The organism is Kitasatospora sp. NPDC004669, assembly GCF_040609455.1.
Lineage (GTDB): Bacteria > Actinomycetota > Actinomycetes > Streptomycetales > Streptomycetaceae > Kitasatospora.
The window spans coordinates 11,715-36,097 of the sequence record NZ_JBEXKB010000027.1; the positions used below are offsets into that span (position 1 = coordinate 11,715).

Genomic DNA, 24,383 nt, shown 5'->3' on the forward strand with positions numbered 1-24,383 from the left:
GCGCGGAAGCGGTCCTCGAAGCAGTCCTCGAAACACTCATATCCTCGCGCGGTCGGGGGTGGGCGGCAGCCCGGCCCCCGGTGTCCCGGCGCCCTTCCCGGGAGCGGGGCAGTGGGAGACTGGAGCGGTGAGCAGCTCCCGTACCCCGCGCGTCGCCCCTCCCCGTGTGATCTGCATCGTCGGCGCGACCGCCGCCGGCAAGTCCGACCTGGCCGTCGCCATCGCACGCACCCTCGGTGGCGAGGTGATCAACACCGACTCGATGCAGCTGTACCGGGGCATGGACATCGGCACCGCGAAGCTCACCATGGACGAGCGCGCGGGAGTGCCGCACCACCTCATGGACGTCTGGGAGGTCACCGAGGCCGCCAGCGTCGCCGAGTACCAGCGGCTGGCCCGGGCCGAGATCGACCGGCTGCTCGCGGCCGGGCGCACGCCCGTCCTGGTCGGCGGCTCCGGGCTGTACGTCCGGGCGGCGATCGACGAGATGGAGTTCCCCGGCACCGATCCGGCGGTGCGCGCCCGGCTGGAGGCCGAGCTGGAGCAGGCCGGTCCGTACGCGCTGCACCGGCGGCTGGCCGAGCTGGACCCGGCGGCCGCCGAGGCGATCCTGACCAGCAACGGGCGGCGGATCGTCCGGGCGCTGGAGGTCATCGAGATCACCGGGCAGCCGTTCACCGCCAACCTGCCCAGCAACACCGCCGTGTACGAGGCGGTGCAGATCGGCGTCGCCGTGCCGCGCCCCGAGCTGGACGAGCGGATCGCGCTGCGGGTCGACCGGATGTGGGAGGCCGGACTGCTGGACGAGGTGCGGGAACTGGAGAAGGTCGGACTGCGCGAGGGGAAGACCGCCTCCCGGGCGCTCGGCTACCAGCAGGTGCTCGATCACTTCGCCGGCGAGTGCACCGAGGACGAGGCGCGGGCCGAAACCGTACGGGCCACCAAGCGCTTCGCCCGCCGTCAGGAGTCCTGGTTCCGTCGCGACGACCGGATCCACTGGCTCTCCCGTCCGGCCGGCACCGACCCGGTCGAGCTGCTGGAACGGTCCTTCGAGCTGATCGGGCGTCAGGGCGTTCCGGCCGCATAGGTCCTGGGGGCGGGTTCCGGCCAATCCGGGGGTGCACTTGCGCGCGCAGGTGGCCGTGCAGGACGAACCGGGGGTCACGGCCCGATCACGTGATGGCCACGGATCACCCGAGGACCCCGGTCCGGTCCCGAACGGCCCCTCTGGACATGCCATCATCGATGCCATAGGGGTCGGCCCGCGCGGGCCGACCGTGCCCGGCCGCGAGTGCGCTCGTGTCGAACTGTCAGGGGAGGCCGTGTGTCGACGGGTACCGGCCCCGAATCCGGTCAGGGCGGGAGTGTCACCGCACCGGCCGAGGAGTTCGACGAGTCCACGATGGGGGACCTCCCGGTGCTGACCGGCCTGGAGGCGCCGACCTCGTACGCGGTCGCGGTGCCCGCGTTGGACACCCGCACCCCGCCCGACGCCGCGGTGCACGAACGCGAGATCCGACCGCTGCGCCGGCTGCGCTGGTGGCAGACCCTGCCGATCGCCCTGCTGGGCACCCTCGGCTCGCTGATGTTCGCCTTCCCGCTCGCCTTCGGTTCGGCCGGGGCGCGCGCCACCATGGTCGGGATGCTCGGACTGCTGTTCACCGCGGCGTCGGTCGGCTGGGGCGCGATGGCCGCCCGGCACGCCGGCTACAAGTGGCCGGGGCTGCCGCGCCGGGGCTCCGGACAGCGGGCCGGCTGGAAGGCCATCGTGGTCTACACCCTGATCGCGCTGGCCGCCTGCGCGCTCGCGGTCTGGCGGGTCGCGTACCTGCGCTGAGCCGACCGCGGGCCACAGGCGTGCGGGCGGGCATCAGTACCATCGGAGGGGTGAGCGCATCCTCTCCTCAGCAGGCCGGTCTCCCCTTCTTCAAGGGGCACGGCACCCAGAACGACTTCGTGATCGTGCCGGACCCGGACGGTGTGCTGGAGATCGGCCCGGCGGCCGTCGCCGCGCTGTGCGACCGGCGGGCCGGCATCGGCGGGGACGGGCTGCTGCGCGTGGTGCGCGCCGCCGCCGACCCGGCCGCCGCCCACCTTGCCGACCGCGCCGAGTGGTTCATGGACTACCGCAACTCCGACGGCAGCATCGCCGAGATGTGCGGAAACGGCCTGCGGGTCTTCGCCCGCTTCCTGGTCGAGGCCGGCCTCGCCAAGCCCGGCGAGCAGGCGATCGCCACCCGTTCCGGGGTGCTCACCGCGAAGGTCGCCGAGGACGCCGAGGACGGCACCCCCGGCGAGGTCACCATCGACATGGGCCGCGCCCGGCTGCCCGGACCGGACGGCATCGAGGTCGCGGTCGGCGAGCGGCGCTGGCCCGCCCTGAACGTCAACATGGGCAACCCGCACGCGGTGGCCTTCGTCGAGAGCCTGGACCACGCCGGTGAGCTGCGCACCGCGCCGCTGACCAGCCCCGAGGGCGTCTACCCGGAGGGCGTCAACGTCGAGTTCGTGGTGGACCGCGGCCCGCGACACGTCGCGATGCGGGTGCACGAGCGCGGCTCCGGCGAGACCCGCTCCTGCGGCACCGGCGCCTGCGCTGTCGCGGTGGCGGCCATCCGCCGGGACGGCCTGGACCCGGCGACCACCGGCGAGACGGCCTCGTACACCGTGGACGTGCTGGGCGGCCGGCTGGTCATCGCCGAGCACCCGGACGGCCGGGTGGAGATGACCGGGCCGGCGGTGATCGTGGCCGAGGGACGGCTCGACGCGCGCTGGTGGGAGTCGCTGCGCTAGGGCCCGTCGGCCCGGTTTGCCCATTTCGTGCGGCGACGAATCCCCCCGATCGGGTGATACCGGTCGCGCACGGGAATCGCGGCATCGCGGAACGTGCTCTGCTCGGTAGCATGGACCACCGGGTCGATCAACCCCCTGGGGAGGGGTTGCACCCGGCGACCGTTGCCGGAGGTGCCGATGACCATCGAAGCCGGGCAGCCCCTTGCGGGGCAGCCGACGACCGCACGGCAGGCCGGGGCCAGGAGGCCCCTCGGAGAGCTCGGCCGGGCCGCCCTCGGCCGGGCCGGGCGGGCCGCCTTACTGGCCACCGGCCGCCCGCCCGTGCCGGACGCCCTGGAACCGCTCGTCCGGGTCCACCGCCGACATCACCCGCAGGCCGACCTCGGGCTGCTCGCCCGGGCGTACCGGCTGGCCGAGGCCAGCCACCGCGGCCAGAAGCGCAAGAGCGGCGAGCCGTACATCACCCACCCGCTGGCCGTCACCATGATCCTGGCCCAACTCGGCGCCGGGACCACCACCTTGGTCGCCTCGCTGCTCCATGACACGGTCGAGGACACCGATTTGACGCTGGACCAGGTGAGCGCCGGGTTCGGGCCCGAAGTCGCCTACCTGGTCGACGGGGTGACGAAACTGGAGAAGGTCGACTTCGGCGCGGCCGCCGAGGCCGAGACCTTCCGCAAGATGCTGGTCGCCACCGGGGACGACGTCCGGGTGATGGTGATCAAGCTCGCCGACCGGCTGCACAACATGCGGACCATCCGGCACATGAAGCCGGCCAGCCAGGTGCGGATCGCCAAGGTCACCCGGGACGTGCTCATCCCGCTGGCCGAGCGGCTCGGCATCCAGGTGCTCAAGGCGGAGCTGGAGGACATCGTCTTCGCCACCCTGCACCCCGAGGAGCACGCCCGCAGCCGGGCCCTGATGGCCGGTCACGAGGCCGAGCCGGACACCCTGCTGGAGCCGTTCGCCCGGCGGCTGGCCCGCCAGCTGGCCGAGACCGGGGTCGCCGCCGAGGTGACCGTACGGCCCCGGCACTGCGTCTCGCTGCACCGGGTGCTGCTCAAACGGGACGCCGCGCCCGGGCCGGACGGGCGGCCGCAGGGGCCGCAGCCGGCCGACTTCGGGCGGCTGCTGGTGGTGGTCGAGGAGAACGCCGACTGCTACGCCGTGCTCGGCGAGCTGCACACCTGCTGGACGCCGCTGCCCGGAGAGTTCAAGGACTTCGTGGCCGCCCCCAAGTTCAACCTCTACCAGTCGCTGCACACCGCCGTGGCGCTGGAGGGCGGCGCGGTGGTCGAGGTGCTGGTCCGGACCCGGCGGATGCACGAGGTGGCCGAGACCGGGGTGGTCGCGCTCGGCGACCCGTCCCCGGCCGGCACCGCCCAGGACGCCGAGGAACTGGACCGCACCGACCCGGCCCGGCCCGGCTGGCTCAGCCGGCTGCTGGAGTGGCAGCAGGAGACGCCCGACCCGGACGCCTTCTGGTCCGCGCTCACCGCCGACCTGGCCGGCGACCGCGAGATCACCGTGGTGACCGAGAGCGGCGAAACGCTCCAGCTGAGGGCCGGGGCCAGCTGTGTGGACGTGGCCTACCTGCTCGGCGAGGAGACCGGGCACCGGTGTATCGGCGCCCGGGTCAACGGCCGGCTCACCGCGCTGTCCACCGTGCTGCAGGACGGCGACGTGCTCGCGGTGCTCACCGAGAACCTCCCGGTCGGCAGCGGCCAGCCCTCGGGCCCGTCGCCGGAGTGGCTGGCGCACGCCCGCACCCCCGCCGCCCGGCTGGCCATCCAGCGCTGGCTGGCCGACCACCCGGCCCGGCTGCCGGCGGTGCGCACCGGCCCGGCCGGCGGCCAGCCCGCCCCGCCCGCGCACCGGGCGGGCGAGCGCTGGGCGGCCCCGGTCGCGGTGGACGGGCGGCCCGGGGCGCCGGTGCGGCTGGCCCGCTGCTGCACGCCCGTCCCGCCGGACGAGGTGGCCGGCTACCCGATCCGCGGCGGCGCGGTGGCCGTGCACCGCACCAGCTGTCCGGCCGGGCAGCGGCTGCGCGCGGACGGGCGCGCCGAGCTGGAGGTCCGCTGGCGGCCCGAGGACGCCCCGGCCGCCGGGCACCGGGCCACCCTGCTGGCCGAGGCGCTGAACCGGCCCCGGCTGCTCGCCGACCTCACCGCGGCGATCTCCGCCGAGGGCGTCGGCATCGTCTCGGCCGAGGTCGAGCCGCCTCAGGAGCTCCGGGTGCGGCACACCTACACCGTCGAACTACCCGAGCCGGGCGCGCTGCCCGCGCTGATGCGGGCGATGCTCAAGGTGTCCGGGGTGTACGACGTGATCCGCCCGCACGCCCCGGAAGGGGCCGGGGCCCGGCACGCCGGGGGAAATGGGGGTGACCGGCCCGTGCCGGGCGTGCGACCATCGTGGGGAATTCACGGCCGGTCCACGGCGTTCACAGGGCACAGGAGCCCCGGTGACAGCCGAGGGTCCTCGCCGCAGCCGTACAGCGACCAAAGGACAGAATGACCTCCACGTTCGGCACCCGCGACCACGCCGACGCCTCGCGCCGCCTCGGCGGTCTGCGGGCGGAAGCCCTCATGGACGAGGACCTCGCGGCCATCGACGAGGACCTCGGCCACAGCTACGACGGCGACCAGTACGACCGCAGCGAGCGTGCGGCCCTGCGCCGGGTCGCTGGCCTCTCCACCGAGCTCGAAGACGTCACCGAGGTCGAGTACCGCCAGCTCCGCCTGGAGCGTGTGGTGCTCGTCGGCGTCTGGACCGACGGCACGCTGGAGGAGGCGGAGAACTCGATGGCCGAGCTCGCCGCGCTCGCCGAGACGGCCGGCTCCCAGGTGCTGGACGGCGTCATCCAGCGTCGCGACAAGCCCGATGCCGCCACCTACATCGGCTCCGGCAAGGCGAAGGAGCTGCGCGACATCGTCGCCTCCACCGGCGCCGACACCGTGGTCTGCGACGGTGAGCTCACCCCCGGCCAGCTGATCCACCTGGAGGACGTGGTCAAGGTCAAGGTCGTCGACCGGACGGCCCTGATCCTGGACATCTTCGCCCAGCACGCCAAGTCCCGGGAGGGCAAGGCGCAGGTCTCGCTCGCGCAGATGCAGTACATGCTGCCGCGTCTGCGCGGTTGGGGTCAGTCGCTGTCCCGGCAGATGGGTGGCGGTGGCTCCGGCTCCTCGGGCGGCGGTATGGCCACCCGTGGTCCCGGTGAGACCAAGATCGAGACCGACCGTCGTCGGATCCGCGAGAAGATGGCGAAGCTCCGCAAGGAGATCGCCGACATGAAGAAGGGCCGCGACACCAAGCGCCAGGAGCGCAAGCGCCACCAGGTGCCGTCCGTGGCCATCGCCGGGTACACCAACGCCGGCAAGTCCTCCCTGCTCAACCGGCTCACCGGCGCGGGCGTGCTGGTGGAGAACGCGTTGTTCGCCACCCTGGACCCGACCGTGCGCCGGGCCGAGACCCCGAGCGGGCGGCTCTACACCCTGGCCGACACCGTCGGCTTCGTCCGGCACCTGCCGCACCACCTGGTCGAGGCCTTCCGCTCGACCATGGAGGAGGTCGCCGACGCCGACCTCATCCTGCACGTGGTGGACGGCTCGCACCCCGAGCCCGAGACGCAGCTGGCCGCCGTCCGCGAGGTCATCGTCTCGGTCGAGGCACAGAACGTGCCGGAGATCGTGGTGATCAACAAGGCGGACGCCGCCGACCCCCACGTGCTGCAGCGCCTGCTGCGCCGCGAGCCGCACGCCATCGTGGTGTCGGCCCGCAGCGGCGCGGGCATCGAGGAGCTGCTGAAGCTCATCGACGACGAGCTGCCGCGCCCGGCCGTCGAGGTCCGGGCCCTGGTGCCCTACACCCAGGGCGCCCTGGTCTCCCGGGTGCACACGGAGGGCGAGCTGCTCGCCACCGAGCACACCGGCGAGGGCACGCTGCTGCACGCCAAGGTGCCGGCCGAGCTGGCCGCGGAGCTGGAGCACTTCGCGGTGGCCCTGCAGGGCTGACCGGTACTACGGAAGGGCCCCGGACGATCCCGTCCGGGGCCCTTCGCGCTATTTGACGTTCTTGGCGAAGTAGTCGAAGGCCTGCTTCGCCTGGTCCTGCAGCGACGGCCCGGCCAGGTGCCCGGCCGGGTTGCGGTCGCCGATCGCGCTGACGCTGACCAGGTTGGGCTTGCCGTCCTTGGTGATGAACCAGCCGCCGCCGCTCGCGCCGCCGGTCATGGTGCAGCCGATCACGTACATCGGCGGGCGGCTGCGGTCGAAGGAGAGCAGGCCCGGCGCGGCCGGGGAGTCGCAGCGGTGCAGCTCCATGCCGTCGAAGGGCCGCTCGACCGGGTAGCCGTACGCGACGGCCGAGCCGACCTGCTCGCGCGGGGCGTTGAACCAGACCGGGACGGAACCGCCGACCGTCTCCTCCAGGGACGGACCGGAGTCGGACTCCCCGCGCACCCGGACGACGGCGTAGTCGTACTGGCTGTGGGCGCCGACACCGCTCTCCTGCAGCCAGGTCGGCGACACCAGCGCGCGCACCGCCGTCCACCGGCCGTACGGGGCCGCCTGCTGGTCGCCGTACGGCTTGCCGCGGGCCGCCCGGCCGTCCCGGTTGAAGCCGGGCACGAAGACCAGGTTCTTCACCCAGCCGCCGCCCTTGCCGTCGTTCAGGCAGTGCGCGGCGGTGTACACCAGGTTGCTGCGGCCCGGGTTGACCGGGTCCGAGACCACCGTGCCGGAGCAGACCGCGTCGCCCTGCGGTGTGGTCATCAGCAGCTTGCCGACCACGGCGGAGTCCGAGCCGTACGGGTGCTGCTGGGGCCCGGCCGGGACGGCGGCGGGCGGGGCGTCCCGCTGGACCGTGCCCGGCGCGGTGGCGGTCAGCGAGTACTCCGGCGTGGGCCTGGCCTTGGCGGCCTCCATCCGGGAGACCGACCAGTAGCCCGGGGCCACCGGGTTGGTGAAGCCGCTGTCGGTGACGTACCGGGCCCAGTCCTCCAGCTTCCAGCCGCTGAGGTCGCCGAGGCTGCTCGGCGCGGGCTTGGGCAGGGCGGAGGGCGGGGTGGCCGGGGCGGCGGGGCCGTCCGGCCCGCAGGCGACCGCGGTGAGCGTCAGGGCGGCGAGCAGCGCGGCGCCGGCCGTGGCGGCCCGGCGCCCCCTGGTACGAGGGCCGGTCTTGCGGATCAGCCCGGATCCGACCTGCCCCACAAGACCGGTCCTGATGGCGCGCATGCTGATTCGTCCCCCGTGGTGTACCGGCTACTGCTTCCTGGAGATCCAGTCCAGGGCCTGCTTGGCGACCGCCTCCAAGTACGGGCCGCTCAGCGAGGTGTGCTCCTGGGTGCCGATCGAGGTGTTGCTGACCAGGGCGGTCTTCCCGTCCGGCATGGTGGCGAACCAGCCGCCTCCGCTGGCGCCCTGGGTCATGTTGCAGCCGATGGTCAGCATGGACGGGCGCTTGGCGTCGAAGGACAGCCGGGTGGGCTTGCCGCCGTCGCACTTGTAGAGCTCCTGGCCGTCGAACGGCTTGACCAGCGGGTAGCCGGCGGCCGAGACCCTGAGCTGGTCGCGGGGCGCGTCGAACCACACCGGGACGGCCGAACCGACCGTCTCCTCAAGGGACTTGCCGGTGTCGTTCTGGTTGTGCACGCGCATCACGGCGAAGTCGTACTGGTTGGCGGCGTCGCCGGTCGGGCCGCCCTCGACCATCCACTGCGGGGAGGTGGTGACCTGGTCGGCCCACCAGGTGCCGAGCGGGGCCAGCTCGGACAGCGGGGCCTTCTTACCGCCGCTGGAGGCGCCGGAGTTGTTGTAGGCGGGGACGAACACCAGGTCCTTGTAGAAGTCGCCGCCCTTGCCCTCGTGCACGCAGTGCGCGGCCGTCCAGACCAGGTTGCTCTTGCCCGGGTGCTGCGGGTCGGCGACCACGGTGGCCGAGCAGTTGCCCCGGCCGCCCTGGGCGGAGAAGAACACCTTGCCGGAGGGCTGCTTGAGGTACGGGCGGGGCACCAGCACGGCCTTGACCACCGGCGGCTCGGGGTCGGTCACCCCGTCGTCGGTGGAGGGCTTCGAGGTGGCCGGGGCCGGCTTGGCGGTGGGCGGGGCCGGGTCGGCGGGCTTGGCGTCGCCCATCTTGTCCGGATCCCAGAAGTCCTTCACCACCGGGTTGTTGAAGACGTGCTTGGACGCCCACTTGTCCCAGTCCTCGAACTTCCACTTCTTCAGGTCGTCCCAGGTCCTCGGCAGACCCTCCAGCAGGCTGGTCGGCAGGCCGGAGGGCAGGGTGATCCCACCGACGACGCCGCCACCGCCCGGGGTGGCGGCGGCGCTCGCCGCGGTGGCGTTCGGTGGCGGCGCGGCGGTCCTCCCGCCGTCGCCGGCCGGGTCGTCCGGTCCGCAGGCGCTCGCGGCGAGCAGCGTTCCGGTGACCAGGGCGGCGGCCAGGGCTGACCGGTGGATCGATGGCATCTGTGCGCTTCCCCCTGTGCTCGGATGGGCTTCGGTGTGGCGGCTCGCCGCCCTGGAGTCTTCCATCGCCGTACAGGACGGCCGTGGCCGCCCCCCGGGTTGCGGGGCTGACCCGAGGTCACCGGTCCGTGACGCGGGACCAGGCGACTCGTCGGCACAGCAGGGCCTTCCGCCGCCGGGGCGGACAATCCCCGATCTTCACCCGGACGAGTGAGCCGTCCTTGTGATCACCCATCAGGGATAGGTAACCCTTACCTGACGCGACGGTGCGAGCGCCCGCCGACCCTCTCCACCACCAGCGCGCGTCCGCACCCCCACGCGCACCAAGGAGCAGCCTTGAGCATCGCCCTCACCGGAGCCCCGCCCGAATCGCCGCAGCCCGCGGAGCCCTCTCGGGAGCCGAAGGGCGCGCCGGCGTCGAAAGCGACGAGCGACGAGCGAGTGCCGGAGGGCGGGCCCCTCCTGCCCGGGGGTGGGCGAGGAGGGCGAGCGTCGACGCCGGATCAAGAGCGCCGGGAGGCGAGCGAGGAGTACCGGCCCGGACCCGACCCGCTGCTGCACCCGGACCCGGCCGTCGCCGCCGAACAGGCCGCCCTGGAGGCCTTGTTGCGCTGCTGGACGCGGGAGACCGGCGCCCGGCCCGGGGCGGACGGACGGTTGAGGGTCGACGTCCTCGGCGGCGCCGCCCGGCTCACCGCGCCGGTCCGTTACTGGTCGCCCGGCGGCTGGCACCGGTTCGGGTCGGCCACGCTCTCGGCCGGGGAGGGGACCGCCGAGGCCCCGGTGGACGCCGTCACCGCCGCCGCGCTGCTCGCCGCCGCGGCCGCCGAACGGCCCGATCCCGGGCAGGTCGCCGACCTCGCCGCCCGGGTCGCCGACTCGGTGGTGCGCACCGCCGAGATCCTCGCCCACCGCCGCACCGCCGCCGAACCCGGTGGGCCGGAGCGCTCACACTTCCTCGCCGCCGAGCAGTCCCTGTTGCTCGGCCACCCGCTGCACCCCACCCCGAAGAGCCGCGACGGCCTCGGCCCGGCCCAGAGCGCCGCCTACTCGCCCGAACTGCACGGCTCCTTCCAACTGCACTGGTACGCGGTCGACCGCGGGTTGCTCGCGGCCGGCTCCGCCGTCGCCGAGAGCGCCGACCGGCTCACCGCCGCCCTGCTCGGCGGCCGCACCGCCCTGCCGCCCGGCACCGCCGCCCTGCCGCTGCACCCCTGGCAGGCCCGCGAACTCGCCCACCGTCCGGCCGTCGCCGCGCTGCTCGCCGACGGGCTGCTGCACGATCTCGGCCCGGCCGGCGAGCCCTGGCACCCCACCTCCTCGGTGCGCACCGTCTACCGGCCCGGCGTGCCGTGGATGCTCAAGCTCTCGCTCGGTCTGCGGATCACCAACTCCCGCCGGGAGAACCTGCGCAAGGAGCTGCACCGCGGCCTGGAGATGCACCGGCTGCTGGAGAGCGGGCTGGCCGCCGAGTGGCGCGCCGCCCACCCCGGTTTCGACATCGTCCGCGACCCGGCCTGGATCGGCGTCGACCACCCCGGGCTCGGCACCCCGGGCGGCCTGGACACCGTTCTGCGCGCCCAGCCCTTCGCGCCCACCGACCGGGCGCTGTGCGTGGCCGGACTGGTCGCCGAACAGCCGCTCGGCACCGGCACCACCGTGCCGTCCCGGCTCGGCGACACCCTGCGCTCGCTCGCCGCCCGCACCGGCCGCCCGCTGCGCACGGTGGCCGCCGAATGGTTCCTGCGCTATCTGGACGCGGTCGTGCTGCCCGTCCTCTGGCTGGACGGCCGGGGCGGCATCGCCCTGGAGGCGCACCAGCAGAACAGCATCGTGCTGCTGGACGCCGAGGGCTGGCCCATCGGCGGCCGCTACCGCGACAACCAGGGCTACTACTACCGGGAGAGCGCCGCCGAGCGGCTCACCGCCAGGCTGCCCGGGCTCGGCGCGGAGAGCGACACCTTCCTGCCCGACCCGGTGATCGACCACCACTTCGCCTACTACCTCGGCATCAACCACGTGCTCGGCCTGATCGGCGCCTTCGGCTCCCAGGGGCTGGCCGACGAAACGGTGCTGCTGGCCGGACTGCGCCGGTTCCTGGCCGGCCCGCAGGCCACCGCCACCGGCTCGGCACTGCCCGCGCTGCTGCTGGACGCGCCCGTCCTGCCCTGCAAGGCCAACCTGCTCACCCGGATCAACGGCCTGGACGAGCTGGTCGGCCCGGTCGCCACCCAGTCCGTGTACGTGGACATCCCCAACCCGGTGGCGGACGTCTGATGCTGGACGATGTGCCCGGGTGGGGGGCCGTCCCCACCCCGGCCGGTGAGTTCCGGCTCAGCCCGGTCCGGCTGCCCGCCGACCTGGAGCTGCTGGCCGGCTGGATGAACGACCCCGAGGTCGACGAGTTCTGGGAACTCGCCGGGCCGCCCGCCGTCACCGAACGGCACATCCGGGCCCAACTCGACGGCGACGGCCGCAGCGTGCCCTGCCTGGGCCTGCTCGACGGCACGCCGATGAGCTACTGGGAGGTGTACCGCGCCGACCTCGACCCGCTCGCCGGGCACTACCCGGCCCGGCCGCACGACATCGGCGTGCACCTGCTGCTCGGCCCGGCCGCCAGCCGCGGCCGGGGCCTGGGCGCCCTGCTGCTGTCCGCTCTCGCCGATCTGATCCTCAGCCGACGACCGTACTGCGAGCGGATGGTGGCCGAACCGGACGTCCGCAACCGGCGCTCGGTCCGGGCCTTCGAGCGGGCCGGATTCCGGGCCGCCGCCGAACTGGCGCTGCCCGGCAAACGCGCCGCCCTGATGGTCCGCGACCGAGACTTACTTTCTGCCTAGGACACCCCTGTGGACACCTCGACACCCCCGCCGTACGACCTGCTCGGCGTCGGCATCGGCCCGTTCAACCTCTCGCTCGCCGCACTCGCCGAGCCCGTACCCGGCCTGCGCACGCTCTTCTGCGACCAGCGTCCGGAGTTCCGCTGGCACCACGGGATGCTGGTGGACGGGGCCCGGATGCAGGTGCCTTTCCTCGCCGACCTGGTCTCCCTGGTCGACCCGACCAACCCGTGGTCCTTCCTCAACTACCTGCGCGCCCAGGACCGGCTGTTCCCGTTCTACTTCGCCGAGCGCTTCCAGCTGGCCCGCCGCGAGTACGACCACTACTGCCGCTGGGCCGCCGAACGGCTGGCCGGCTGCCGCTTCGGCACCGAGGTCACCGCGCTGCACTGGGAAGGCGGGTCGTACCGGGCCGAGTTGACCGACACCGCGACCGGCCGGCGCTCCACCGTACGGGCCCGCAACCTCGCGCTCGGCGTCGGCACCCGGCCGGTCCTGCCCGAGGCCTTCGCGGGACTCGCGGGCCACCCGCTGGCCTTCCACTCCGCCGAGTACCTCGACCGCCGCGCCGACCTGGCCGGCGCCCGGGACATCACCGTGGTCGGCAGCGGGCAGTCCGGTGCCGAGGTCTTCCTCGACCTGCTCCGCCGCCACGAGGGCGACGGCGTCCGGCTGCGCTGGCTCACCCGCACCCGGGCGCTCGCGCCCATGGAGTACTCCAAGCTCGGCCTGGAGCACTTCACCCCCGACTACACCCGCTACTTCCACAGCCTCCCCGAGCCCGTCCGGGACGCCCTGGTCACCGCCCAGTGGCAGCTGCACAAGGCCGCCAGCGCCGAGACCCTCGCCGAGATCCACGACCACCTCTACGAGCGCACCATCGGCCGCCCGATCGACACCGCCCCGGTCGAGATCACCCCCGGCACCGCCGTCACCGACGCCCGCCCCGGCCCCTGCGGCGGCCTCGAACTGCACTGCCGGCACACCGACACCGGCGCCGAGCACCTGCTGCGCACCGACGCCGTGGTGCTCGCCACCGGCTACCGCGCCGCCCGCCCGGCGGCGCTCGAACCGCTCGCCCACCTGATCGACTGGGACGAGTCCGGGCGGTACCGGGTCGACCTCGACCACCGGGTCGCCACCCGGCCCGAGCTCACCGGCGGCCTCTACGTCCAGAACGCCGAACTGCACACCCACGGCGTCGGCACCCCCGACCTCGGCCTCGGCGCCCACCGGGCCGCCGTCATCCTCAACGCCGTCACCGGTCGGACCGTCCACCGACTGCCCGACCGCACCGCCTGGACCGGCTTCGCGCCGCCGGCCCCCGCCGGTGACGCACAACCCACCCCCGTCGTCCCCCGTCCTCAGGAGCTGACCCGTGCCGCAACCGTCGGCCGCTGAACCGCCGCTCTACCTGCCCCCGCACCTCACCGCCGGGCACTGGCGGCGGGCCGGCCGCACCCTGCTGGCCAAGATGTTCGGCGAGTTCGCCTACGAGGAACTGCTCACGCCCGCCCCCGGGGCCCTCGACGGCGACTACCTGCTGAAACTGCCCGAGGTCGAGTACCGCTTCACCGCCCGCCGCGGCGCCTACGACAGCTGGCAGGTCGATCCGGAGTCCATCCGCTGCTCCCAACCGGACGGCCTGGACCCGCTGCGCTTCCTTCCGTACGCCCGGCAGACCCTCGGGATGCGCGGCGAGACCACCGCCCACCTGATCCGCGAGCTCTCCGTCACCCTGACCGCCGACGCCCGTCAGCTCGCCACCGCGCTCACCGCCGCCGAACTCGCCGAGCTCGACCACCCCGCGCTGGAGGGGCGGCAGGGCGGCCACCCGTGGATCGTCCCCAACAAGGGTCGGATCGGCTTCTCCGGCAGCGACGCCGCCCGCTGGACCCCGGAGGCCCGCAGCCCGCGCCCGCTGCCCTGGATCGCCGTCCACCGCCGGCTCGCCCAGTACCGCGGCGTGCCCGGCCTGGAGCGGCCCGAGCAGCTGTACGCCCGCGAGCTGGACGACCCGGACGCGCTGCGCGCCCCGCTCGGCCCGGACGCCGACGACTACCTGCTGCTGCCCGTCCACCCCTGGCAGTGGGACGAGACGGTCCTGCCGCTGTTCGCGCCCTGGATCGCCTCCGGGGAGATCGTCCCGCTGCCCTCGGACGGCGACCCACGGCTGCCCCAGCAGTCCATCCGCTCCTTCTTCAACACCGCCCACCCCGAGCGCTGCACCGTCAAGCTGCCGCTGTCCATCCTCAACACCCTGGTCTGGCGCGGCCTGCCGGTCGAGCGGACCCTCGCCGCGCCCGCCGTCACCGCCTGGCTTCACGGGCTGCGCGACGCCGACCCGTACCTGCGGGACGAGTGCCGGGTGATCCTGCTCGGCGAGATCGCCTCCGTCACCGTCGACCACCCGGTGTACCGGGAGATGCCCGAGTCGCCGTACCAGTACAAGGAACTCCTCGGCGCGATCTGGCGCGAACCGCTCGGACCCTTCCTCGCCGGGGACGAACGCGCCCGTACCCTGGCCGCGCTGCTGCAGACCGGCTCCGACGGTCGCGCGCTCGCCGTCGAGCTGATCACCCGCTCCGGCCTCACCCCCGCCGAGTGGACCGGCCGGCTGTTCGCCGCGATGATGCCGCCGCTGCTGCACTTCCTCTACCGCTACGGGCTGGTCTTCTCCCCGCACGGCGAGAACGCCATCGTGGTCTTCGACGACCGCGGCACCCCGACCCGGCTCGCGGTCAAGGACTTCGTCGATGACGTCAACCTCAGCGACCAGGACCTGCCCGAACTGCGCGGGCTGCCCGCCGAGGTCGCCGACGTGCTGCTGCGGGACAGCCCGCAGGGGCTCTGCCAGTTCATCCACTCCGGACTGTTCATCGGCGTCTTCCGCTACCTCGCCCCGCTGCTGGAGGCGCAGACCGGACTGACCGAGACCGAGTTCTGGGCCCTGCTGCGTGCCGAGATCCACCGCTACCAGGACCGCTTCCCCGAGCTGTGCGAGCGCTTCGAGCTGTTCGACCTGTTCCAGCCCCGGATCACCCGGCTCTGCCTCAACCGCAACCGGCTGTTGCTGGACGGCTACCAGGACCGCCCGCACCGTCCGCACGCGGCCCGGCACGGTACGGTGCCGAACGCGCTGGTCGCCGTGGACGTGCGCCTTCCGGTGCAACGGGACCGGATTGTCGCCCCCGCCCCGTAGGGTGGAAGGGCCATGACGAACGACTCCGAACCCCTGCCCGCGACGGACCTCGGCGACGAGGCCGAGGAAGCCGTCGCCGTCCCGCGCTCGCGGATCCCCGAACTGCTGCACGCCGCGGTGGCGGCCGTCGGCGGCGTCGAGCGCCCCGGCCAGATGCGGATGGCCGAGGCCGTCGCCGACGCCGTCGACCACAGCGAGCACCTGCTCGTCCAGGCCGGCACCGGCACCGGCAAGTCCCTGGCCTACCTGGTGCCGGCGCTCGCCCACGGGGACCGCGTGGTGGTCGCCACCGCCACCTTGGCGCTGCAACGCCAGCTGGTGGAGCGGGACTTGCCGCGCACGGTCGAGGCGCTGCACCCGGTGCTGCGCCGCCGCCCGCTGTTCGCGATGCTCAAGGGCCGCTCCAACTACCTGTGCCTGCACCGGGCCAACGAGGGCACTCCGAGCGACGAGGGCGAGGGCCTGTTCGACCCGGTCGACGCGCTCGGCGGGCCCACCGGCAAGCTCGGGCAGGAGGTGCTGCGGCTGCGCGACTGGGCGGATGAGACCGAGACCGGGGACCGCGACGACATGAGCCCCGGCGTGTCGGACAAGGCCTGGGCGCAGCTGTCGGTCAACTCCAAGGAGTGCCTGGGCGCGACCCGCTGCGCGTACGGGCAGGAGTGCTTCGCGGAGAAGGCGCGGGAGCGGGCCAAGCTGGCGGACGTCGTGGTCACCAACCACGCGATGCTGGCGATCGACGCGATCGAGGGCGCGCCGGTGCTGCCCGAGCACGGGCTGCTGATCGTGGACGAGGCCCACGAGCTGGTCAACCGGGTCACCGGCGCGGCCACCGCCGAGCTGACCGTCGGCGCGGTCAACCGGGCGGTGAAGCGGGCGGCCCGGCTGGCCAACGAGAAGGCCGTGGACGCGTTGCAGGCCGCCGCGGAGAACTACCACGGCCTGATGGAGACCGCCCAGCCCGGCCGGGTCGAGGAGCTGCCCGAGTACCTGGCGTACGCGGTCACCGCGATCCGGGACGCCGCCCGGCAGGTGATCACCTCGCTCGGCGAGACCCGGGACAAGGGGCTCAGCGACGAGGACGCGGTGCGCAAGCAGGCGATGGCCTCGGCCGAGACGCTGCACGAGACCGCCGAGCGGCTGCTGGAGGGCTCCGAGTACGACGTGGTCTGGATCGAGCGCAGCGATCGCTACGGGTTGGGCACCGCCTCGCTGCGGGTCGCGCCGCTGAGCGTGTCCGGGCTGCTGCGCGAGGGGCTGTACAAGGAGCGCTCGGTCGTCCTCACCTCGGCCACGCTCAAGCTCGGCGGGGACTTCAACGGCGTGGCCGGCTCGCTCGGTCTGCCCAAGGAGACCCGGCTGCCGGACGAGCGCACGCCCGGCGACGACCCGGAGCCCGGCTTCGGGGAGGACGCCGTCCCGTACTGGCGGGGGATCGACGTCGGCTCGCCGTTCAAGTACCCCAAGCAGGGCATCCTGTACGTCGCCAAGCACCTCGCCGACCCCGGGCGCGACCCCGAACGGCCGGACATGCTGGACGAGTTGGCCGAGCTGATCGGCGCGGCCGGCGGTCGGACGCTGGGCCTGTTCTCCTCGATGCGCGGCGCCCAGGCGGCCGCGGAGGCGATGCGGGAGCGGCTGGATCACCGGATCCTGCTCCAGGGGGAGGACACCCTGGGCGAGTTGATCCGCGAGTTCGCCTCGGACGCGACCACCTGCCTGTTCGGCACGCTCTCGCTCTGGCAGGGCGTGGACGTGCCCGGCTCGGCCTGCCAGCTGGTCGTGATGGACCGCATCCCCTTCCCGCGCCCGGACGACCCGCTGATGAGCGCCCGCCAGAAGGACGTCGAGCAGCACGGCGGCAACGGCTTCATGGCCGTCGCGGCGACGCACGCGGCGCTGCTGATGGCGCAGGGCGCCGGCCGGCTGGTGCGGGCGGCGGACGACCGGGGCGTGGTCGCGGTGCTCGACCCGCGGGTGGAGACCAAGCGGTACGGGGGCTTCTTCCGGTCCTCCATGCCGGAGTTCTGGTACACCACGGACCGCAACCAGGTGCGCCGCTCGCTGGCGGCGATCGACGCCTCGGCGGCGCCGGTGCGGCCGGTGGTGAAGCGGGGCTGAGCGCCGCTGCCGCCGCCGCTGCCGTACGACGACGGAGGGGCTCCCCGCTGACGCGGTGGAGCCCCTTCCCGGGTTGCTGCCGTCCGCGGTGCCGCCCGCGGTGTCGGCGGCGGCGCGCCCGTGGTGTCGGAGGCGCCGTGCCCGTGAGGTCAGAGGCGGCGCAGGACCGCGACGACCTTGCCCAGGATGGTCGCGTTGTCGCCGTTGATCGGCTCGTACGCGGGGTTGTGCGGCATCAGCCAGATCCGGCCGTCCTCGCGCTTGAGCCGCTTCACGGTGGCCTCGCCGTCGATCATCGCGGCCACGATGTCGCCGTTCTCGGCGACCGGCTGGCGGCGCACGGTGACCCAGTCGCCGTCGCAGATGGCCGCCTCGATCATCGAGTCGCCGCGCACGGTGAGTGCGAACAGCTCGCCCTCGCCGACCAGCTGGCGGGGCAGGGGGAAGACGTCCTCGACCGTCTGCTCGGCCAGGATCGGACCGCCGGCGGCGATCCGGCCGACCAGCGGCACGTAGGAGGTGGACGGCCGCCCGGCCGTCTCGGCGGTGTTGGGGCGGGCCACCTCGACGCCGCGGACCTCGTAGGCGCGCGGACGGTGCGGGTCCCGGCGGAGGAAGCCCTTGCGCTCCAGGGCCATCAGCTGGTGGGCGACCGAGGAGGTGCTGGACAGGCCGACGGCCTGGCCGATCTCGCGCATGGACGGCGGGTAGCCGCGGCGCTGGACGGAGTCGCGGATGACCTCGATCACCCGGCGCTGGCGCTCGGTGAGGCCGGCCTCGTCGGTTCGGATACCGGGGGGGCGTCCGGGCGTCGCGCGGGCGGGGGAGGGGTGGCTGTCGTCCATTGCGGGGGAGTGTTCGATCGGCTGGTCGGGAACGCGGCTCGCGGTGGAAAGGGCCGCGCCGGAGAGGCGGTGGTCTTCGCTACGGTCCATGCTGATGTCCACACTCTGCTGATTCGTGGTGCGCTGCCCCACCTTGAACTGGGAGTGTTCCTGCACCGGGATGGTGTTGGTTTCGACGGTGTTCACGGCGGCCCCTCTCGACGGCTGTCCTCTCCCTTTTCCAGCCCAACGCACCTCCTATCGAAAGGTTGCGCCAAACACACGTTCGAGTGAATTATTCGGGAGTTGGGTGACTCGATCAAGGCTTTGTTGTACATCGAGTAAATGTTCGACCGGATGTCGACTTCGGAAGTCTAATCGGCGCCGACACGCCAGGGGTGTCACTTCCCTCCGAGACCTAGATGTAGTGGCTAGAGTCCCCTCCGTGCCCAGTACTAGTGGTCGCGTCGCATGATCAGCTTGCCGAGGCCGGGGGCGCATCGCTTAGACTCGACTAGTCCGCACGTCCTGCCAGGGAGGGATCCCCAGGTGCACTGCCCCTTCTGCCGGCACTCCGACAGCCGCGTTGTCGACAGCCGGACCACCGAGGACGGCAGCTGCATCCGCCGTCGTCGACAGTGCCCGGACTGCGGCCGCCGTTTCACCACCGTGGAGACGGCCGCGCTCATGGTCGTCAAGCGCAGCGGCGTCACCGAGCCGTTCTCCCGGCAGAAGGTCATCACCGGCGTCCGCAAGGCCTGCCAGGGCCGCCCGGTCACCGAGGACGCCCTCGCGCAGCTCGGCCAGCTGGTCGAGGAGTGCGTGCGCGCCAGCGGCAACGCCGAGCTGACCACCCACGACGTGGGGCTGGCCATACTCGGCCCGCTCAAGGAACTCGACGTGGTCGCGTACCTGCGCTTCGCCAGCGTGTACCAGGCCTACGACGGACTCGAAGACTTCGAGGCCGCCATCGCGCAACTCCGCGCCGAGCGGCCCGTTTCCGAGGCGGACGGCCCCCCCGTGCCCGTTCCCGCCGCCGCGCCCTAGGAGGCGCCGGGCCCCGCGCGGGCCCGCCTGTCAGTACCACACGGCCCCACGGGGCCCACGCGTGCCCGGAAACGGGGCACGAAACACTACGAACCATGCGTAAGCAGGCAAGGTCTCCGCCTGCCCGCACACCGGAAGTACGAACCAGCGGTGCCCGGATTTTTCGGGGCACTTCGGGCGTTTGCCCAGGAGGAGGAGCGAGAAGTGACAGACACCACGAGCGGTTCCGCACGCGGGTCGAAGTCCGAGAAGGTCGCGGCCAAGGGCGCCAAGGCCCCGAAGGGCGGCCTCCGGATGGAGCGCATCTACACCACCCCTGGCGTGCACCCGTACGACGAGGTCCGCTGGGAGCGTCGTGACGTCGTCATGACCAACTGGCGCGACGGCTCGATCAACTTCGAGCAGCGCGGTGTCGAGTTCCCCGACTTCTGGTCGGTCAACGCCGTCAACATCGTCACGTCCAAGTACTTCCGCGGCGCCGTCGGCGCCCCGCAGCGCGAGTGGAGCCTCAAGCAGATCATCGACCGCGTGGTCCTCACCTACCGCGCGGCCGGCGAGAAGCACGGGTACTTCGCCACCAAGGACGACGCCGAGATCTTCGAGCACGAGCTGACCCACGCCCTCCTCCACCAGGTGTTCAGCTTCAACTCGCCGGTCTGGTTCAACGTCGGCACCAAGCAGCCCCAGCAGGTCAGCGCCTGCTTCATCCTGTCCGTCGACGACTCCATGGAGTCGATCCTCGACTGGTACAAGGAAGAGGGCATGATCTTCAAGGGCGGCTCCGGCGCCGGCCTCAACCTCTCCCGCATCCGCTCCTCCAAGGAGCTGCTCTCCTCCGGCGGCAACGCCTCCGGCCCGGTCTCCTTCATGCGCGGCGCCGACGCCTCGGCCGGCACCATCAAGTCCGGCGGCGCCACCCGCCGCGCGGCCAAGATGGTCGTGCTGGACGTCGACCACCCGGACGTCGAGGCCTTCATCGAGACCAAGGTGAAGGAGGAGGAGAAGATCCGGGCCCTGCGCGACGCGGGCTTCGACATGGACCTCGGCGGCGACGACATCACGTCCGTCCAGTACCAGAACGCCAACAACTCGGTCCGCGTCAACGACGAATTCATGACCGCCGTCGAGAACGGCACCGAATTCGGCCTGCGCGCCCGGATGACCGGCGAGGTCATCGAGACCGTCGACGCCAAGAAGCTGTTCCGCAAGATGGCCGAGGCCGCCTGGGCCTGCGCCGACCCCGGAATCCAGTACGACACCACCATCAACCACTGGCACACCTGCCCGGAGTCCGGCCGCATCAACGCGTCCAACCCGTGCTCCGAGTACATGCACCTGGACAACTCCAGCTGCAACCTCGCCTCGCTGAACCTGATGAAGTTCCTGCGCGACGACGACAGCTTCGACGCCGAGACCTTCGCCAAGGTCGTCGAGCTGGTCATCACCGCGATGGACATCTCCATCTGCTTCGCCGACTTCCCCACCGAGAAGATCGGCGAGACCACCCGCGCCTTCCGCCAGCTCGGCATCGGCTACGCCAACCTCGGGGCCCTGCTGATGGCCACCGGCCACGCCTACGACAGCGAGGGCGGCCGCGCCCTGGCCGGCGCCATCACCTCGCTGATGACCGGCACCGCCTACCGCCGCGGCGCCGAACTCGCCGGTGTGGTCGGCCCGTACGACGGCTACGCCCGCAACGCGGCCGCGCACCAGCAGGTCATGAAGCAGCACGCGGACGCCTCGCTGGACGCCGTCTCCTTCGACGACCTGGACGCCCCGGTCTGGCTCGCGGCCAACAAGTCCTGGCAGGACGTGCTGCGCATCGGTTCGCAGAACGGTTTCCGCAACGCCCAGGCCTCGGTGCTCGCCCCGACCGGCACCATCGGTCTGATGATGGACTGCGACACCACCGGCGTCGAGCCCGACCTCGCCCTGGTCAAGTTCAAGAAGCTGGTCGGCGGCGGCTCGATGCAGATCGTCAACGGCACCGTCCCGCGCGCCCTCAAGCGCCTCGGCTACCAGGACGAGCGGATCGAGGCGATCGTCGCCCACATCGCCGAGCACGGCAACGTGGTGGACGCGCCGGGCCTGAAGACCGAGCACTACGAGGTCTTCGACTGCGCCATGGGCGAGCGCTCCATCTCGCCGATGGGGCACGTGCGGATGATGTCGGCGATCCAGCCGTGGATCTCGGGCGCCATCTCCAAGACGGTCAACATGCCGGCCAGCGCGACCGTCGAGGACGTCGAGGAGATCTACTTCGAGGCGTGGAAGATGGGCGTCAAGGCGCTCGCCATCTACCGCGAGAACTCGAAGGTCGGCCAGCCGCTCTCGGCCAAGAAGAAGGACGAGAAGGAGGCGGTGGCCGAGGCGCCCGTCGCGGTCGAGAAGGTCGTCGAGTACCGCCCGGTCCGCAAGCGCCTGCCCAAGGGCCGTCCGGGCATCACCACCTCCTTCACGGTCGGTGGCGCCGAGGGCTACATGACCGCCAACTCCTACCCGGACGACGGCCTCGGCGAGGTCTTCCTGAAGATGTCCAAGCAGGGTTCGACCCTCGCGGGCATGATGGACGCCTTCTCCATCGCCGTCTCGGTCGGCCTGCAGTACGGCGTGCCGCTGGAGACCTACGTCTCGAAGTTCACCAACATGCGCTTCGAGCCGGCCGGTCTGACCGACGACCCGGACGTGCGGATGGCCCAGTCGATCGTCGACTACATCTTCCGCCGCCTGGCGCTGGACTTCCTGCCGTTCGAGACCCGCTCGGCGCTCGGCATCCACTCCGTCGAGGAGCGCCAGCGCCACCTGGAGACGGGTTCGTACGAGCCGCTGGAGGCGGAGGAGCTCGACACCGAGTCGCTGGCCCAGTCCGCCCCGGTGGTCGCCAAGCCGGCCCCCGCCGTCGAGGCGCCCAAGGCGTCCCCGAAGCAGGCCCACAACTCCACGGAGCTGATGGAGATCCAGCTCGGCCTCAACGCCGACGCGCCGCTCTGCTTCTCCTGTGGCACCAAGATGCGCCGCGCCGGCAGCTGCTACCTCTGCGAGGGCTGCGGCTCCACCAGCGGCTGCAGCTGAGGATCCCGGCGTTCACCTCGCGTGAGGTGAGCCGCTGAAGCGGGGCGAGGACTTCACGGTCCTCGCCCCGCTTTTTCGCGTTCCGGGGATGCCGATGTCACGGACGGGGGCGGTGTCCGGTCCGTAGCGGGTGACGGCTTTTTCCGAGAGGAGCGGTGTGGTGACGGGGACGGTGCTGGTGACCGGGGCGACGGGGACGTTGGGGCGGGAGGTGGTGCGGCTGCTGGTGGCGCGCGGGGTGGCGGTACGGGGGTTGAGCCGACGGGTGCGGGACGGCGGTGACGGGGTCGAGTGGGTGGTCGGGGACCTGGTGACCGGGGCGGGGATCGCGGAGGCGGTCGCCGGGGTGGAGACGGTGGTGGACTGCGCGACCACGCAGGGGAAGCAGGACGTGTCCGGGGTCGAGCGGCTGGTCGGGCAGGCCCGGCAGGCCGGGGTGAGGCACCTGGTGTACGTGTCGATCGTGGGGGTCGACCGGGTGCCGATCGCGTACTACAAGGCGAAGCTCGCCTGTGAACGGGTGGTGCGGGAGTCGGGGCTGGGGTGGACGGTGCTTCGGGCGACGCAGTTCCACGACCTGTTGTTCAAGGTCTTCGGGGTGAGCGCGAAGCTGCCGGTGTTCCCGGTGGTGGCCGGTGCCCGGATCCAGCCGGTGGACGTCCGGGAGGTGGCGGCGCAGGTCGCGGGGCTGGTGGGGGCGGAGCCGGCCGGGTTCGCGCCGGAGGTGGGCGGGCCGCGGGCGCGGCCGTACCGGGAGCTGGCCGAGGCGTACCTGCGGGCGGCGGGCCGGCGGCGGGTGCTGCTGCCACTGCGGGCACCGGGGGCGGTGGGACGGGCGCTGCGGGCGGGTGGGCTCACGACGCCGGAGCGGGCGGTGGGACGGGGCAGCTTCGAGGAGGCGCTGGCGCGGCGGTTCGGGTGAGCTCCGCAGCCGTCAACCAGGGTTGACATCCGCGAGGATGTCAACCAAAGTTGACGGCATGAGCGAGAGCGGAGAGCTCGCGGCCGCCGCGAGCAGTCGTGACCCCGCCGTGGGGCTCCGGGCGGTCCGCGCCCTGCGTGATCTGGCGGACCGCCTGGAGTCCCTGCAGGTGGGCAACGCCCGGTCGCAGGGTTGGTCCTGGCAGGACATCGCGGTCTGCCTCGGGGTGACCAGGCAGGCGGTGCACAAGAAGTACGCGAAGCGCGGTACCCGGGGCGACGAGGACGGAGGCTGAGTGATGTTCGAGCGTTTCACCGACGCGGCGCGGCAGGTGGTGGTCACCGCGCAGCAGGAGGCGAGGGGTCTGCGGCACGGCTACATCGGGACGGAGCACCTGCTGCTGGCGATCCTGGCGCGGCCGGAGGATCCGGCGGCCGCCGTGCTGACCGGGGTCGGACTGGACCACGGGACGGCCCTGCAGGCGGTGCGCCGGCTGCTGGGGGAGGGGGGCCAGGCGCAGGCGCTGGCCTCGATCGGGGTCGACCTGGACGCGGTGCGGGAGGCGGTCGAGTCGGTCTTCGGTGAGGGCGCGCTGGAAGCCCCGCCCGAGGGGGAGCCGAAGCGCCGGGGCTGGTTCCGCTCCGGCGGCGCAGCGGGCGGGCGCATCCCGTTCACGGCCCGGGCGAAGAAGGCCCTGGAACTGTCCCTGCGTGAGTCGCTGCGGATGAAGTCGGGGGAGATCGCGGTGGGCCACCTGCTGCTCGGGGTGCTGCGCGAGGGGGAGGGGCTCGGGGCGCGGGTGATCGCCGACCACGGGCTCGACCCGGCGGCCGTACGGCAGGCGGTGGAGGCCGAACTGGCCTGAGTCCGCCCCCGGCGGGGCCTGCGACGGGCGTTGATCCTGTCGCTGACCGGTGTACGAGGCGTGAATGAAGGAGATTGACCGTCAACTGGCGGCTTGAGGCCAATGTCTGAATCGATATGATCGGCCGAAAGCGTGAACGGATCAGCCGCCCGGAGACGTTTCACGACGTCGCCGGGCGGTCTCGTATGTGTTCGACCCGCTGTCGGCGGCCGCAACCGTCGCCG

Annotated in this window: 18 protein-coding genes; 15 read left to right on the forward strand and 3 right to left on the reverse strand. The window is 72.8% G+C overall.

Annotated features, from left to right (window positions below):
- Positions 1 to 127 precede the first annotated feature (127 nt).
- The 5 genes from miaA to hflX all read left to right on the forward strand — a co-directional run bounded on the left by miaA (position 128) and on the right by hflX (position 6,809).
- The gene (gene miaA / locus ABZW30_RS22485) at positions 128 to 1,087 is read left to right on the forward strand and encodes a tRNA (adenosine(37)-N6)-dimethylallyltransferase MiaA (protein WP_355672932.1); all 960 of its coding nucleotides are present in this window, start codon (positions 128 to 130) and stop codon (positions 1,085 to 1,087) included.
- Between the two features lie 237 nt (positions 1,088 to 1,324).
- Complete coding sequence (locus ABZW30_RS22490; protein WP_355672933.1) at positions 1,325 to 1,837, forward strand: hypothetical protein; 513 nt, start codon at positions 1,325 to 1,327, stop codon at positions 1,835 to 1,837.
- 50 nt (positions 1,838 to 1,887) lie between these two features.
- Positions 1,888 to 2,793 (forward strand): diaminopimelate epimerase, encoded by a 906-nt coding sequence (gene dapF, locus ABZW30_RS22495; protein WP_355672934.1) that lies wholly within the window; start codon positions 1,888 to 1,890, stop codon positions 2,791 to 2,793.
- Positions 2,794 to 2,970: 177 nt separating this feature from the next.
- Complete coding sequence (locus ABZW30_RS22500; RefSeq protein WP_355672935.1) at positions 2,971 to 5,310, forward strand: HD domain-containing protein; 2,340 nt, start codon at positions 2,971 to 2,973, stop codon at positions 5,308 to 5,310.
- On the forward strand, positions 5,307 to 6,809 hold the full coding sequence (gene hflX / locus ABZW30_RS22505; RefSeq protein WP_355672936.1) for a GTPase HflX: 1,503 nt from the start codon (positions 5,307 to 5,309) through the stop codon (positions 6,807 to 6,809). The genes ABZW30_RS22500 and hflX overlap by 4 nt, the downstream gene beginning before the upstream one ends.
- A gap of 48 nt (positions 6,810 to 6,857) precedes the next feature.
- On the opposite strand, the gene ABZW30_RS22510 is transcribed toward hflX, so the two are convergent.
- Both ABZW30_RS22510 and ABZW30_RS22515 read right to left on the reverse strand, forming a co-directional pair.
- Entirely contained in the window at positions 6,858 to 8,030 is a 1,173-nt protein-coding gene (locus tag ABZW30_RS22510; RefSeq protein ID WP_355672937.1) for a hypothetical protein, read from the reverse strand.
- A 27-nt stretch (positions 8,031 to 8,057) separates the two neighbouring features.
- Positions 8,058 to 9,266: a hypothetical protein gene (locus ABZW30_RS22515; protein ID WP_355672938.1), complete on the reverse strand. Its 1,209-nt coding sequence runs from the start codon at positions 9,264 to 9,266 to the stop codon at positions 8,058 to 8,060.
- 336 nt (positions 9,267 to 9,602) lie between these two features.
- On the opposite strand from ABZW30_RS22515, the gene ABZW30_RS22520 reads away from it, so the two are divergent.
- From ABZW30_RS22520 to ABZW30_RS22540, 5 genes are read left to right on the forward strand one after another with little or no spacing between them, the layout of a single operon-like run.
- The gene (locus tag ABZW30_RS22520; protein WP_355672939.1) at positions 9,603 to 11,543 is read left to right on the forward strand and encodes an IucA/IucC family protein; all 1,941 of its coding nucleotides are present in this window, start codon (positions 9,603 to 9,605) and stop codon (positions 11,541 to 11,543) included.
- A complete protein-coding gene (locus ABZW30_RS22525) occupies positions 11,435 to 12,106 on the forward strand; it encodes a GNAT family N-acetyltransferase (RefSeq protein WP_355673007.1) in 672 nt (223 codons plus the stop codon). Before ABZW30_RS22520 ends, ABZW30_RS22525 begins: the two co-directional genes overlap by 109 nt.
- A gap of 9 nt (positions 12,107 to 12,115) precedes the next feature.
- Positions 12,116 to 13,507 carry a SidA/IucD/PvdA family monooxygenase gene (locus tag ABZW30_RS22530; RefSeq protein ID WP_355672940.1) on the forward strand — a complete coding sequence of 464 codons (1,392 nt, stop codon included), beginning with the start codon at positions 12,116 to 12,118 and terminating at the stop codon, positions 13,505 to 13,507.
- Positions 13,485 to 15,308: an IucA/IucC family siderophore biosynthesis protein gene (locus tag ABZW30_RS22535; RefSeq protein ID WP_355672941.1), complete on the forward strand. Its 1,824-nt coding sequence runs from the start codon at positions 13,485 to 13,487 to the stop codon at positions 15,306 to 15,308. Before ABZW30_RS22530 ends, ABZW30_RS22535 begins: the two co-directional genes overlap by 23 nt.
- Positions 15,309 to 15,320: 12 nt before the next feature.
- Positions 15,321 to 17,429 (forward strand): ATP-dependent DNA helicase, encoded by a 2,109-nt coding sequence (locus ABZW30_RS22540; protein ID WP_355672942.1) that lies wholly within the window; start codon positions 15,321 to 15,323, stop codon positions 17,427 to 17,429.
- A 149-nt stretch (positions 17,430 to 17,578) separates the two neighbouring features.
- On the opposite strand, the gene lexA is transcribed toward ABZW30_RS22540, so the two are convergent.
- A complete protein-coding gene (lexA, locus tag ABZW30_RS22545; protein ID WP_355672943.1) occupies positions 17,579 to 18,460 on the reverse strand; it encodes a transcriptional repressor LexA in 882 nt (293 codons plus the stop codon).
- A 342-nt stretch (positions 18,461 to 18,802) separates the two neighbouring features.
- Between lexA and nrdR the strand changes: the two genes are divergently transcribed.
- The 5 genes from nrdR to ABZW30_RS22570 all read left to right on the forward strand — a co-directional run bounded on the left by nrdR (position 18,803) and on the right by ABZW30_RS22570 (position 24,159).
- Positions 18,803 to 19,300: a transcriptional regulator NrdR gene (gene nrdR / locus ABZW30_RS22550; RefSeq protein WP_355672944.1), complete on the forward strand. Its 498-nt coding sequence runs from the start codon at positions 18,803 to 18,805 to the stop codon at positions 19,298 to 19,300.
- Positions 19,301 to 19,504: 204 nt separating this feature from the next.
- A complete protein-coding gene (locus tag ABZW30_RS22555) occupies positions 19,505 to 22,372 on the forward strand; it encodes a vitamin B12-dependent ribonucleotide reductase (protein WP_355672945.1) in 2,868 nt (955 codons plus the stop codon).
- A gap of 160 nt (positions 22,373 to 22,532) precedes the next feature.
- Entirely contained in the window at positions 22,533 to 23,294 is a 762-nt protein-coding gene (locus ABZW30_RS22560; protein WP_355672946.1) for an NAD(P)H-binding protein, read from the forward strand.
- Between the two features lie 58 nt (positions 23,295 to 23,352).
- Positions 23,353 to 23,589 carry an RNA polymerase subunit sigma-70 gene (locus ABZW30_RS22565; RefSeq protein WP_355672947.1) on the forward strand — a complete coding sequence of 79 codons (237 nt, stop codon included), beginning with the start codon at positions 23,353 to 23,355 and terminating at the stop codon, positions 23,587 to 23,589.
- Positions 23,590 to 23,592: 3 nt separating this feature from the next.
- Entirely contained in the window at positions 23,593 to 24,159 is a 567-nt protein-coding gene (locus ABZW30_RS22570; RefSeq protein WP_355672948.1) for a Clp protease N-terminal domain-containing protein, read from the forward strand.
- Positions 24,160 to 24,383 lie beyond the last annotated feature (224 nt).